Annotated in this window: 9 protein-coding genes; 4 read left to right on the top strand and 5 right to left on the bottom strand. The window is 43.5% G+C overall.

Annotated elements, in window-relative coordinates; translation table 11 throughout:
• Nucleotides 1-298 precede the first annotated feature (298 nt).
• Entirely contained in the window at nucleotides 299-943 is a 645-nt protein-coding gene (adk, locus tag OW495_RS18100; RefSeq protein WP_009847341.1) for an adenylate kinase, read from the top strand.
• A 277-nt stretch (nucleotides 944-1220) separates the two neighbouring features.
• Complete coding sequence (gene hemH / locus OW495_RS18095; protein WP_065103135.1) at nucleotides 1221-2183, top strand: ferrochelatase; 963 nt, start codon at nucleotides 1221-1223, stop codon at nucleotides 2181-2183.
• Between the two features lie 90 nt (nucleotides 2184-2273).
• Here hemH and OW495_RS18090 read toward each other — a convergent pair whose 3' ends face one another.
• Nucleotides 2274-3659 (bottom strand): peptide MFS transporter, encoded by a 1386-nt coding sequence (locus OW495_RS18090; protein ID WP_289887646.1) that lies wholly within the window; start codon nucleotides 3657-3659, stop codon nucleotides 2274-2276.
• 502 nt (nucleotides 3660-4161) lie between these two features.
• On the opposite strand from OW495_RS18090, the gene rfaH reads away from it, so the two are divergent.
• Nucleotides 4162-4668, top strand: a complete 507-nt coding sequence (gene rfaH / locus OW495_RS18085) for a transcription/translation regulatory transformer protein RfaH (protein WP_102306531.1) — start codon at nucleotides 4162-4164, stop codon at nucleotides 4666-4668.
• Between the two features lie 73 nt (nucleotides 4669-4741).
• Here the strand turns inward: rfaH and asnB are convergent, their stop codons facing one another.
• The 4 genes from asnB to nagA form a co-directional block, all read right to left on the bottom strand.
• The gene (asnB, locus tag OW495_RS18080; protein ID WP_102276093.1) at nucleotides 4742-6406 is read right to left on the bottom strand and encodes an asparagine synthase B; all 1665 of its coding nucleotides are present in this window, start codon (nucleotides 6404-6406) and stop codon (nucleotides 4742-4744) included.
• A 234-nt stretch (nucleotides 6407-6640) separates the two neighbouring features.
• Nucleotides 6641-8227, bottom strand: coding sequence for a cation:proton antiporter family protein (locus OW495_RS18075; RefSeq protein WP_102306532.1), 1587 nt, complete (start codon nucleotides 8225-8227; stop codon nucleotides 6641-6643).
• Between the two features lie 83 nt (nucleotides 8228-8310).
• Nucleotides 8311-9525 (bottom strand): ROK family protein, encoded by a 1215-nt coding sequence (locus OW495_RS18070; RefSeq protein ID WP_017106117.1) that lies wholly within the window; start codon nucleotides 9523-9525, stop codon nucleotides 8311-8313.
• Between the two features lie 2 nt (nucleotides 9526-9527).
• A complete protein-coding gene (gene nagA, locus OW495_RS18065; RefSeq protein WP_017106118.1) occupies nucleotides 9528-10664 on the bottom strand; it encodes an N-acetylglucosamine-6-phosphate deacetylase in 1137 nt (378 codons plus the stop codon).
• A gap of 475 nt (nucleotides 10665-11139) precedes the next feature.
• On the opposite strand from nagA, the gene nagE reads away from it, so the two are divergent.
• On the top strand, nucleotides 11140-12699 hold the full coding sequence (gene nagE, locus OW495_RS18060) for an N-acetylglucosamine-specific PTS transporter subunit IIBC (RefSeq protein WP_017110333.1): 1560 nt from the start codon (nucleotides 11140-11142) through the stop codon (nucleotides 12697-12699).
• Nucleotides 12700-12926: the final 227 nt, after the last annotated feature.

Here is a 12926-nt window from a genome sequence, read left to right as displayed (position 1 = left end):
TCGCTAAAGTTGCTAACAAGACGAACGCAAACGCTGTCGATACATTCTTTAGTCTTAATTTCAGCCAAATTGAATATTAATGTGATAGAATGCTCGACCTAATCAGCTGGGACTATGAACCTATCATCTCCAGTTGTATGATTTTTAAACGTTATACCGAAACTTACCGTTTTGCTTCTGTTTACAGTTGTGCTTAGCCTCAGTTGTTACCTAACCTCTCTTGTTCGACTTAAATTGAACCAGAAAGGCGGGATAGTGAGCTTCGGTATAAATCATAATTTTTATAAGAGGATTAAACATGCGCATCATTCTTCTAGGTGCTCCTGGCGCGGGTAAAGGTACTCAAGCTAACTTCATCATGAACAAATTTGGTATCCCTCAAATTTCAACTGGTGACATGCTACGTGCTGCTATCAAAGCGGGTACTGAGCTTGGTAAGCAAGCTAAATCAGTAATCGACGCGGGTCAGCTAGTTTCTGATGAAATTATCCTTGGTCTTATCAAAGAGCGTATCGCTCAAGATGACTGTGAGAAAGGTTTCCTACTAGACGGTTTCCCACGCACAATCCCTCAAGCTGATGGCCTAAAAGAAATGGGTATCGCAGTAGACTACGTTGTTGAATTCGACGTAGCTGACGATGTGATTGTTGAGCGTATGGCTGGTCGTCGTGCTCACCTTCCTTCTGGCCGTACATACCACAATGTGTACAACCCGCCTAAAGAAGAAGGTAAAGATGACATCACTGGCGAAGAGCTAGTGGTTCGTGATGACGACAAAGAAGAAACAGTTCGTGCACGTCTAGGTGTATACCACGATCAAACAGCTCCGCTTATCTCTTACTACGGTAAAGAAGCTGAAGCAGGTAACACTAAGTACCTTAAGTTCGACGGTACTAAGCAAGTTGCTGAAGTTAGTGCAGAACTTGAGAAAGCACTAGCATAATTGGCTAACAGCCAGTTTTAGAATTTGATATATTGGAAGCGACCTTTAAGGTCGCTTTTTTTGTTTCAATTTTTAGTCATATACCAATCTAGATAAAATCGATGGTGCATAATTTCCGCGTTACGGCTTAGATTCGCGCGGCTAACGATCAAGGTGATGTTGCGATAACTCAGGTTAAGAACGACTATTCTTAAATTTAGTTGCGTAACAATGATCTTAAACTTATGCAGATTAGTATATTACGTTCCAGAAAATCACACATTGGTCTCAGGTAGCTATGGAAAATAATAAAAAGCAGGGCGTTTTACTGGTTAACCTAGGAACACCAGATACCGCGACTCCAGCTGGCGTTCGCCGATTTTTAAGTGAATTCTTACACGACAAACGAGTGGTAAACCTAACTCGCTGGCTTTGGTGTCCTATTTTACATGGGGTGATTCTACCGATTCGAGCACCTAAAGTGGCTAAGCTTTATCAGTCTGTTTGGATGGACGAAGGCTCACCACTGCTTGTTTATTCGCAGAGACAAGCTGAAAAGCTACAAACAAAATTACAAATGCCTGTCGCTTTGGGGATGACCTATGGTAATCCAAGCCTTAAAACCGGCGTTGAGCAATTAATGGAGCAGGGCGTTGAAGACATCATCGTATTGCCTTTATACCCTCAATACTCAGGCACAACGACAGCAGCCGTTTCTGATGGTTTAACTAAAGCCTTCAAACAAATGCCTGTCATCCCGAGCTATCGCTTTATTCGAGATTATTACTCTCACCCTAGCTATGCGAAAGCACTGGCTGAAAGTGTTCGTAGCCATTGGGAAGAAAATGGCAGAGGCGATCACTTGGTGTGTTCATTCCACGGCATCCCTAAAAGGTTAGCCGATGAAGGCGATATCTACCCTCAACATTGTGAAGCGACGACCAAATTACTTGCTGCGGAGTTAGGGTTATCCACGGAAGACATCACCATGACATACCAATCTCGATTTGGCCGCGAGGAGTGGTTGAAGCCATACACTGACGAGACACTTGAATCACTGCCAAGCAAAGGTATCAAGAAGATCGATATTATGGCGCCTGCATTCTCTGTGGATTGTTTAGAAACGTTAGAAGAGATTTCAGACCAGTGTAAAGAGACGTTCATTGATGCTGGTGGTTCTGACTTTAGCTACATTATGTGTCTCAACGACAGAGACTCACACATCGACATGATGGCTGAATTAGTGGCGCTTCATCGCTAGCTGATATGTCGATTGAATAGATAACAAAAGGGCTGCTCATTGAGCAGCCCTTTTTGGTCTTGATGTTTCTTCTTGAAATCGGTCTAGCTATTAAGCAACCGAAGTTTCTGCTTTTGGCTCTGATTCAAGCGTCATGTTGGTTTCTACACCATGCATCCATGATACAAGCTTGCCAGCACAAAGAAGCAGTAAGACGCCACTTATTGTCGCTGTAATTGCGATACCACCGAAGATAGACATTGCGCCAAGCTCACCAACGTGAGAACCCACAAGGCCAGCTACGTAGTTTGCGACAGCATTGAAGCCAAACCATGCACCCATCATTAACGATGCGAGACGAAGCGGAGCTAACTTAGTGACCAACGACAGGCCAATAGGAGATAGACAAAGCTCGCCAAGGGTATGGAAGAAGAAAGCACCGACTAGCCACAGCATTGATGTTTTTACTGTTAGGTCGCCGCCTTGCTCCATTACTGCGCCCATCATGCACACAAAGCCTAGAGCTAGGAAGAACAAAGCCATCGCAAATTTCACTGGAGAGTTTGGTTCACGCTTACCAAGCTTGACCCAAAACGCCGCAATGATAGGTGCGAGGGTGATGATGAAGAATGGGTTTAGAGATTGAAACCATGCAGCTGGAACTTCAAAACCACCAATCATACGGTCAGTATATTGCTGAGTGTAGATATTCATCAGGCCGCCAGCTTGTTCAAAGCCAGCCCAGAAAACAATGACGAACAGACCCATAATCAGAATCACTTTTAGTCTGTCGAACTCTTCTTTGGTCAGTGGTGTTTTCTCTTTTGATTTGTTCAGCGCTTTCGCTCGTGCAGCTGCAGGTACTGAGCCAATGTTGCCTAACCATGATTGAGCCATCGTCAACTGCATAACTAAGCTGATAACCATACCGATACCAGCGGCTAGGAAGCCAGCTTTCCAGCCGAACGAGTTAACTGCAGCACCTGAAATTAAGCCACCCAGTAGCGCGCCTAAGTTGATGCCCATGTAGAAAATGGTGAAAGCGCCGTCACGTCGGTTATCGCCTTCTTGGTATAGGTCGCCAACCATGGTCGAGATGTTTGGTTTAAACATACCGTTACCACTGATAAGCAGTGCTAAACCTAGATAAAGAGCGTTTACTTGGTCTAAGCCAATAGCGCCGTTAGGAAGAGCAAGCGTAAATTGGCCTAATGCCATTAATACACCACCCACTAGGATCGATTTACGTTGTCCTAAGTAGTTATCGGCAAGCCAGCCGCCGATTAATGGTGTGATATAGACTAAACCGGTGTAGATACCATAAAGGTCGAGGGCATCTTTAGTTGACCAACCAAGGCCACCATTGATAGTGGTATCGGTAAGAAATAAAACAAGAATTGCACGCATTGCATAGTAGGAGAAACGTTCCCATAGCTCGGTGCTAAAGAGTAGAAATAGGCCTCTAGGGTGGCCAAATATGTTGTGATTGCTTGGCATAAGTTTTACTAATTTTAGGTATTAAAAGATTTTATAGTTCCTTATGTATACAGAGTGGAATAACCATCTGCAATAGCCGTCTTTTATGGTCACGATAACTAATTTTTTATAAGTTTATGAAAATAATGGGTTTTATTGATAATGTTGCCCAGATAGCGCGTGCTGCAAACTAATTTTCCAGTTTTGAGTTGAGCGCATAATGTTCTTTTTAAAAGAATTATCGAATGCTAATGGTTGAATTTATTGGTTTGTTGGATGTTTCTTGAAAATAAATGGAATGACGTTCTTTATCTGTGTAGCATACATAGCCTTACAATAATGCGACTTTTTATCTGTAAATGTTCCCTGTACAATACTTAACCACTTTTTGTCCCTATGGCTTTTTGTTGATAAGTTGGTCTGTTACGCATTATTCATTGCTTATCAGGATTCATTTTATTAACGGTGATTAACCGTTTTAGGCTTGTGGTAATATGTCCCAAAATAGAAAATGGCTAGTAAAATGAAACGTTGGTATTTACTTTATTGTAAGCGCGGTGATCAGAAGCGTGCTCAACAACACTTAGAGAATCAAGGGGTAGAGTGCTTTTATCCTCAAATAGATGTTAAGAAAGTCGTTAGAGGGAAAGAGAAGCAGGTCAAAGAACCGCTATTCCCATCTTACATCTTTGTACGTTTCGACTACGAACAGGGTCCAAGTTTTACTACTGTTCGTTCAACGCGTGGTGTCGTCGATTTTATTAAGTTTGGCGCAAGGCCACATGAAGTCCAAGGCGACTTAGTGTATGAACTGAAAGAGTTTGAGAAGTGTTGCGAAGATGAACCTGAAGAGTGCTGTGTTGAGTTTGAATCAGGGCAAGTGGTCAAAATCAATAGTGGTCAGTTTGCTGGGGTAGAGGCTATTTTCCATCAAAAGGATGGAGAAGCACGCTCTATTATGCTCGTGAAGATGATCAGTCAAGTTGTGCCGATCAGCATAGAGAACGAAGCACTACAAGCTCATGCATAAGTGCAGCAATAAAAAACAGGCTTAAAAAAAGGCGCATAGTGCGCCTTTTTTGTTTTTGACTTGTACCTAGACTCTAGTAAGAGTCGTTGTGAACAGCTTGTACCGCACGACCAGATGGGTCAACACAGTTTTTGAATGACTCATCCCATTCAATGGCTTTTGCTGATGAACATGCAACAGAAGGACCACCAGGAACACACTCTGCCGCTGACTCTAGAGGGAATAACTCCTCAAAAATTTCACGGTAAGCGTAGCCTTCTTTCGTCGTTGGTGTGTTGTAAGGGAAGCGGAATTGAGCCGTTTCCATCTGTTTGTCCGTTACTTTGTCTTCAGCGGTTGCTTTCAGCGTATCAATCCAATCATAGCCTACGCCGTCAGAGAATTGCTCTTTTTGACGCCATGCGATTGAATCTGGTAGGTAGTCTTCAAAACACTCACGTAGGATGTGTTTCTCCATCTTACCGTTGCCACACATCTTGTCTTCAGGGTTCAGACGCATAGCGACGTCGATAAACTCTTTGTCCAAGAATGGTACTCGGCCTTCTACACCCCATGCCGCCAACGATTTGTTCGCACGAGCACAATCAAACATGCTTAAAGCAAGAAGTTTACGCACCGTTTCTTCGTGGAACTCTTTCGCGTTTGGTGCCTTGTGGAAGTACAGGTAACCACCAAAGATTTCATCAGCACCTTCACCAGAAAGTACCATCTTGATACCCATTGCTTTGATCTTACGAGCTAGCAAGTACATCGGCGTTGAAGCACGGATGGTCGTTACATCATAAGTTTCAATGTGGTAGATAACATCACGGATTGCATCTAAGCCTTCTTGAATGGTGTAAGTCATCTCGTGGTGCACGGTACCAATCTTATCTGCAACTTCACGTGCAGCGATCAGATCAGGCGCGTTTTCTAGACCAACAGCAAATGAGTGCAGTTGCGGCCACCAAGCTTCAGATTGCTCATCATCTTCAATACGCATTGCCGCAAAACGTTTAGCGACAGCAGATGTGATTGATGAATCAAGACCACCCGATAGAAGTACCCCGTAAGGCACGTCAGTCATTAGTTGACGCTTAACTGCAGCTTCTAGTGCTTCAGTCAGCTCTTCTTTGCTTGTGCTGTTACCTTGAACGGCAGCGTATTCGTTCCAATCGCGGATGTAGTAGCGTTGAGGCTCCGCATCTTTTGAAGAGTAGAAGCTACCAGGAGGGAACTCACTGATCGTCTTACATACAGGAACTAATGCTTTCATTTCTGAAGCAACGTAATAGTTACCGTGCTCATCGTAGCCTTGGTAAAGCGGGATGATACCGATGTGGTCACGACCCACTAGGTATTCATCTTTTTCTTCGTCATATAAAACGAATGCGAAAATACCGTTAAGCTCTTCTAAAAGGTCTGCGCCCATTTCTTGGTATAACGCTAGGATAACTTCACAGTCAGAATCCGTCTGGAACTGGTACTTATCTTCATAGCGTGCGCGAAGTTCTTTGTGGTTATAAATTTCGCCGTTCACTGCAAGAATGTGCTTTTTATCTTGGCTGTATAGTGGTTGTGCACCACTGTTAAGACCAACGATAGCCAAACGCTCGTGAGCAAGAATTGCTTTTTCACCAGCATAGATACCAGACCAATCAGGGCCACGGTGACGAAGCTTTTTAGACATTTCTAAAGCAATAGGGCGAAGTGCTGCGGCATCACTTTTAATGTCGAGAATGCCAAATACTGAACACATAGAACTTCCTTTTAAATAATTTCTAAATCAACTGTATTCAATTTGCCATTCTGGCTAAAAAAAGCAACCGAATGTGAGCAAAAAAATAATATAAAGGGGTTTATGTTAGAAGTTATCTAATTTTAAAGTTGTTTTGGTGATTAATGTCTAATTGCGGTTGGTTTTTTAAACAAAAACCTCTCAAAAGTGCAAAAGAACAGCAATTTTGAGAGGTTAACTAGACAATGTTTAGGACTAGATCTTATTGATGTTTGGGTTTAGTTGTTCACATACGTGTCGAGCAAAACCACTACCTGCTTCGCTATAAATGTTAAAAGCAGCATCGACACCGTTTTCTTTTAATGTTTCTAGTTGATCTGGGTATTCAGCAATCGCGGCAATTTGGCCTTTAAAGTTACGTGACTTCAATTGCTCTAAAGCGGTTTGATTACCTTGGTGATGAGGCATAGCCAAGATCACTAACTTCACGTTTGCTGTATCTAAGATACGCTCCCAGAAATCTGGGTCAGTTGCATCGCCGGAAATAACGTTTCTTCCATGGCTTCTGTGGTTATGTGCCGCGTCTTCACGAACTTCGACACCTAAACTCACTTTACCGTAGCGTGAACGTAGCTCGTCGTATGCACCAGTGCCAATGCGGCCCATACCAAGAATAAGCACCTGAGCACGACCTGGATCAATTCGTTTGTCACGTTGGTGGAGCTTCTCAGCAGCGTGTTCTTTTAGCCACTTCCCCGATTGTTGATAAAGTTTGTGGCCCGCTTTGTTTAGAGGCGCTGCGATTAGGAACGAGAGTGATACTGCAATCGCCACGGCAACTAAGATATCACCAGACATCCAACCCATCTTAAAGGCAAGGCCACCAACAATGAGGCCAAATTCACTGTAGTTAAACAGTGACAGAGAGGCGAGTAGAGATGTTCGAACACGGAACTTGAAACGGTTAAGTACCAAGAAATACAGAATGCCTTTAACTGGCAGTAACAATAAGAACAAGACAGCGAGCATAAAGCCCTGAATGGTAGGCTGCTCAGATAAGCCAATATTCAAGAAGAAGCAGACTAGGAAAAGTTCTTTTAGATTAAACAGCGATTTCGAAAGCTCTGAAGCTTTTGGATGACCAGCTAACAACATACCTAAGATAAGGGCGCCTAGATCTGGTTTTACGCCTACAAATTGGAACAAGCCTGCACCGACCACTAATGCGAAGAAGATACCGAACAGCACCAGCATTTCGCCGTGACCAACCCAATCGAGGACTTTGTAGAATAATGGACGACAGAACGGCAAAGCGAACAGTGCGATGGCATACCATTCTGGAATCTTGCCTGTCGATGCCGTTAAGAAGACCACGGCAAAGATATCCTGCATAACCAGAATGCCAATTGCTAACGTTCCGTAGGTTGCATTCATTTCCCCTTTCTCTTGCAGAGACTTAACCGCGAATACAGTACTAGAGAATGAAAGGGCAAAACCGAGAAGGACGATCTGTTCCATTGACATGGCTGCCAGCGAGGAAATACCTAGGAACTTAAAACCAAACAGGGCGACCGCAAAAAACAGAGTGGATAAAAGGTTGTGGATTGTCGCGCCAGCCCAGATCTCTTTAGAGAGCAGGGTTTTAATATCGAGTTTTAAGCCAATAGTAAAGAGGAGTAGGGTGACACCTAGATCAGCCAAAGTAATGATGGTGTCATTGGTTTCAAAGCCCAGAGCAAAGAGCCCAAAGCCTGCGACCAAAAAGCCGACCAATGGGGGAAGGTGACACTTTAAAGCAATAAATCCTGCAATAAACGCAGTGGATATTAATATAAGTTCCATAACTTGTTGTTGTAGTTCCCTAGCTTAAAAAAACGGGCCGTGTTTATACAAACACGGCCCGCGGAAAATCAGAATGGTTTTCTTTAGTCTTCGAGTAGCTTTTGAAGTAGCACACCGTTGAGCATGGCACGCTTAATCATTGCAAAAGCTCCCATCGTGGGATGCTTATCGATCTGTGATGCTACAATAGGCAGGCCGCTATGGAAAGTCGTTAACGACTGATTCTCTACATTGCGCTTAATTGCAGGGAAAACAATCTCTTGTGCCTTCGTAATATCACCAGCAATGATGACTTTCTGAGGGTTAAACAGGTTAATCGTCATGGCGATAGCTTTACCTAACTGATTGCCCACTCGAACTAAACTCTGCTTAGCAAGTTCATCACCATTGATCGCATGGTCACAAACATCTTGGATAGTGATGTGTTCAAGCTCTGTTAGCGAAGACTCGTAACCTTGTTTAATGAGCTTTTGAACTCGTTCAACAATGGCAGGGTTGGCCGCTACGGTTTCAAGGCAACCAAAGTTACCACATTGGCATTGCTCACCGAGTGGATCAATTTGGATATGACCAATCTCACCCACGTTACGGTTGTGTCCTAAGAAAACCTGACCATTAACGATAATACCGGCACCGGTACCACGGTGAACACTGACTAGAATCGAGTCTTGGCTATCTTTACTTGCGCCAAAGTAATGCTCAGCAAGCGCCATTCCTCGAACATCGTTACCCACAAAACAAGCAACATGGAACGTGTCACGAATGATGTCGCTCAAAGCCAAGTTGTCGATATCTGTGTTTGGCATGTACTCAACAACACCGGTTGTTGGGTTTACTAAGCCTGGAAGAGTCACGCCAATTGCGATCAACTGGTCGATCTTTGGTTGGTGTTCAGCAATGAAAGCCTTCAAATTATTAACCAAGCCTTGGGTAAGGTCTGACTGATCTGAATAATTAAGGTCTTGCTGTAAGAAAGCCAATTCACGACCTCCGAGGTCATGAAGGCTTATTTGAATATAGTCTCGGCCTAATCTCACAGCAACAGAATGAAAAGGTTCTACTTCTGTGGTTAGGGAGATAGCGCGTCTACCGCCAGTAGACGCTTGCTGCGCAACCTCTTTAATTAGGCCGCGCTCTAAAAGTTGGCGGGTAATTTTTGTAACACTTGCCGGTGCGAGTTGGCTTACATCAGCCACCTGTATACGACTGATAGGCCCTTGTTGGTCTATAAGTCTGTATACCGCCGCACTGTTTAGTTGTTTAACTAAATCTACGTTACCTATTTGTCCGCCATTCATACTTAATTGTGCTCGTATTGTCCGTTAACAACAGTCGCTTTAACGTTAAAATCTCGGTCAAATACAGCAAGGTTTGCAACCATGCCTTTTTTGATTCGACCTAGCTTGCTTTCTACACCGATAGCCGTAGCTGGGTATAGAGTAGCCATGCGAAGAGCTTCGTCTAAAGCGATACCAGCGTGCTCAACTGTATTCTGAACTGCTTCAATCATAGTCAGAGCTGAGCCGCCTAGTGTGCCGTTTTCATCAACACACTTACCATCACGGTAATATACTTTCTTACCGACAAAAATAAAGTATTCCATGTCAGCACCTGCAGGAGCTGTGGCATCCGTCACTAATACAAGCTTTTCTCCCTTGATTTTGTGCGCAATTCGAATGTTTGCGTAATCAACGTGGAAGCCGTCAGCGATAATGCCCGCATAAACTTCAGGAGTATCGTAAATCGCACCAACAACGCCTGGTTCACGGCCAACCATAGGAGTCATCGCGTTGAACAGGTGAGTTGCAAATGTAATACCTGACTCAAAGCCTTGACGCGCTTCTGCGTACGTTGCGTTGGTGTGACCAATAGATACAACTACGCCAGCTTTACGCAGACGCTCGATGTGCTCTGGGTCGTTAAGCTCAGGAGCCAGTGTTACTTTCGCAACAAGGTCACTGTTCTCACAAATCAGCTCAATCATTTCGCTATCAGATTTGCGGATGTGATCGACGCTATGGATGCCTTTTTTCGCAACGTTTAGGTATGGACCTTCAAGGTGTAGGCCTAAAGATTGGTTCTGGTATTGATTGTGGTACTCGCGAGCTGCAGTGATAACCGCACGCATATCTTCATCTGATGAAGTGATTAACGTTGGTAAGAAGCTAGTACAGCCAGATTTAAGGTTTGCTTTGTGCATGATCTGCATGGTGTCTGCTGTGATCTCATCGTTAAGCATTACACCACCACAACCATTCAGTTGTAGATCAATGAAACCTGGGCTTAGGTTTGCTCCGTCTAGATCGCGAACCTCGATTCCTTCTGGCAATTCAGAGATAGGACAGACTTTTTTGATCAGTTCGTTTTCGATTACAACAGCATGATCGGTCAGAACATCACTACCAGTGTAAATTTTACAGTTACTTAGCGCGTACATAGTCAGCTAATCCTTATTTCGTGAGATCTTTTAAATTTGTTCGTTACCTAAATGTGGACTTAGTTTGCGAGCATCATTTACGTAACGATTTATCTTTTATGGGCAAACGGCTTCAAAATGTGAGGCTATTTAAGTTATTGAAAAATATATGAACAATTGATCGTTATTATACATTTAGGTTCATTGTTAATGATTATTCATACGGCAATGTAAGCCGAGATATACCATATTTTTACCTAATGATTAGGTTTAGATTTTATCTATAAATGTTCATTTTTTTGAATGATAAAATAAGTTTTATGATCTCGCTAGCAAAAACCTCTGGATTTGGTAAAAACTGGTGATTAGGATCACAAATGGTAAGGTTTTAATTTGCGGAGCAAAATTAATTGAATACACTGAATAGGACTAAATTGAGCGACTAAAATAAGTTTCTCAAACGAATTCTAAAAAATCCTATAGGGGGAAACAACTGGTGAATATTCTAGGATATGCACAGAAGCTGGGTAAGGCGTTAATGCTACCTATCGCAACGCTTCCGATTGCGGCGCTTCTATTACGTTTAGGTCAAGGCGATCTACTTGATATTCCATTCATGGCAGAAGCTGGTGGTGCTATCTTCGGTAACCTACCACTGCTATTTGGTCTAGGTATCGCGATTGGTCTTTCTAAAGATGGTAACGGCGCAGCGGGTCTTGCTGGTGCAGTTGCTTACTTCGTACTAACAGCGACAGCAACGACAATCAACGCTGACGTTAACATGTCATTCTTCGGCGGTATCTTCGCAGGTATCATCGCAGGTCACTCTTACAACGCTTTCCATGCAACACGCCTTCCTGAGTGGCTGGCTTTCTTTGCGGGTAAACGTTTAGTACCTATCATGGCCGGTCTATTTGCACTTGTTGCAGGTGCTGTGTCTGGTGTGGTTTGGCCTGGTATTCAATCTGGTCTAGATGCATTAGCTCACGCGGTATCAACGTCTGGTGCTGTTGGCCAATTCGTTTACGGTACTCTTAACCGTGCACTTATCCCTGTAGGTCTACACCACGTATTGAACTCATACTTCTGGTTCGGTATGGGTACATGTCAAGAAATCGTTGTTGCTGGTCAAGGCGCATTCGCTAACATCACTCAACTTTGTGTTGACCCTGCACTTGCTAAAACTCTAGTTGTTGGCCAAGAACACACATTCACATTCGCTAACTCTGTAACTCCAGAAATCACTACTGTAGTTAAAGAAGTGACTGACACTGTTAAATCTGGCGACCTACACCGTTTCTTCGGTGGCGATAAAGGCGCTGGCGTATTCATGAACGGTTTCTTCCCAGTAATGATGTTCGGTCTGCCTGGTGCTGCTCTTGCAATGTACCTAGCTGCTCCTGCTGAAAAACGTAGCCAAGTTGGTGGCGCACTGTTCTCAGTTGCATTCTGTTCATTCCTAACAGGTATCACAGAGCCGCTAGAATTCATGTTCGTATTCCTAGCTCCTGCTCTATACGCAATGCACGCTGTATTTACAGGTCTGTCTCTAGTTGTTGCTAACATGTTTGGTACTCTGCACGGTTTCGGTTTCTCTGCTGGTCTAATCGACTTCGTATTGAACTGGGGTCTAGCAACTAAACCATTCACTCTACTATTGATTGGCTTAGCATTCGGTGCTCTATACTTCTTCACTTTCTCTTTCGCAATCCGCGCTTTCAACTTGAAATCGCCAGGTCGTGAAGATGATGACGAAGCTGTAGCTGCTCCTGCTGGCGACGCTCCAAAAGGTGAAGTTGCTCGTCAATACCTTAAAGCTCTAGGTGGTCACGAAAACCTGACTTCAATCGATGCTTGTATCACTCGTCTACGTCTAACGCTAAAAGACCGCTCTATCGCTGATGAAGTTGTTCTTAAGAAACTTGGCGCTAAAGGTGTGGTTAAACTGGGTGAGAACAACCTACAGGTTATCCTAGGCCCACTAGCTGAAATCGTAGCTGGCGAAATGAAAGCTATCGGTGCTGGTGAAGACCTATCTGATGTAAAACTTCCATAGTAAAGGAAGTACTTATTAAGACGTAACAACTGCTCTTAATTAAGTTTCAAATTGAAAGCCTCCCAAACGGGAGGCTTTTTTGTGCCTGTCATTTAAGGGCAGTGAACAAGGTTCGTTCTATTCTTCAGCGAATAGAAGAAATAATCACAATTAACTGATGGTTCTTATTGTGCAAAGGCGAAGAATTGTGGATGATTAGCAACAATGATCTTTCTATCTTTGATAGG

The sequence above is a fragment of the Vibrio sp. 14N.309.X.WAT.E.F5 genome (assembly GCF_030397615.1).
GTDB lineage: Bacteria > Pseudomonadota > Gammaproteobacteria > Enterobacterales > Vibrionaceae > Vibrio > Vibrio lentus.
The sequence above is the reverse complement of the archived record's forward strand: the minus strand, read 5'-3'. Positions and strand labels throughout refer to the sequence as shown.

Bases quoted from the DNA above. Each gene is read 5' to 3' on its own strand.
- OW495_RS18090 (WP_289887646.1), bottom strand. From the start codon at position 3,659: ATGCCAAGCAATCACAACATATTTGGCCACCCTAGAGGCCTATTTCTA.
- nagA (WP_017106118.1), bottom strand. From the start codon at position 10,664: ATGTACGCGCTAAGTAACTGTAAAATTTACACTGGTAGTGATGTTCTG.
- hemH (WP_065103135.1), top strand. From the start codon at position 1,221: ATGGAAAATAATAAAAAGCAGGGCGTTTTACTGGTTAACCTAGGAACA.
- rfaH (WP_102306531.1), top strand. From the start codon at position 4,162: ATGAAACGTTGGTATTTACTTTATTGTAAGCGCGGTGATCAGAAGCGT.
- OW495_RS18070 (WP_017106117.1), bottom strand. From the start codon at position 9,525: ATGAATGGCGGACAAATAGGTAACGTAGATTTAGTTAAACAACTAAAC.
- adk (WP_009847341.1), top strand. From the start codon at position 299: ATGCGCATCATTCTTCTAGGTGCTCCTGGCGCGGGTAAAGGTACTCAA.
- asnB (WP_102276093.1), bottom strand. From the start codon at position 6,406: ATGTGTTCAGTATTTGGCATTCTCGACATTAAAAGTGATGCCGCAGCA.
- OW495_RS18075 (WP_102306532.1), bottom strand. From the start codon at position 8,227: ATGGAACTTATATTAATATCCACTGCGTTTATTGCAGGATTTATTGCT.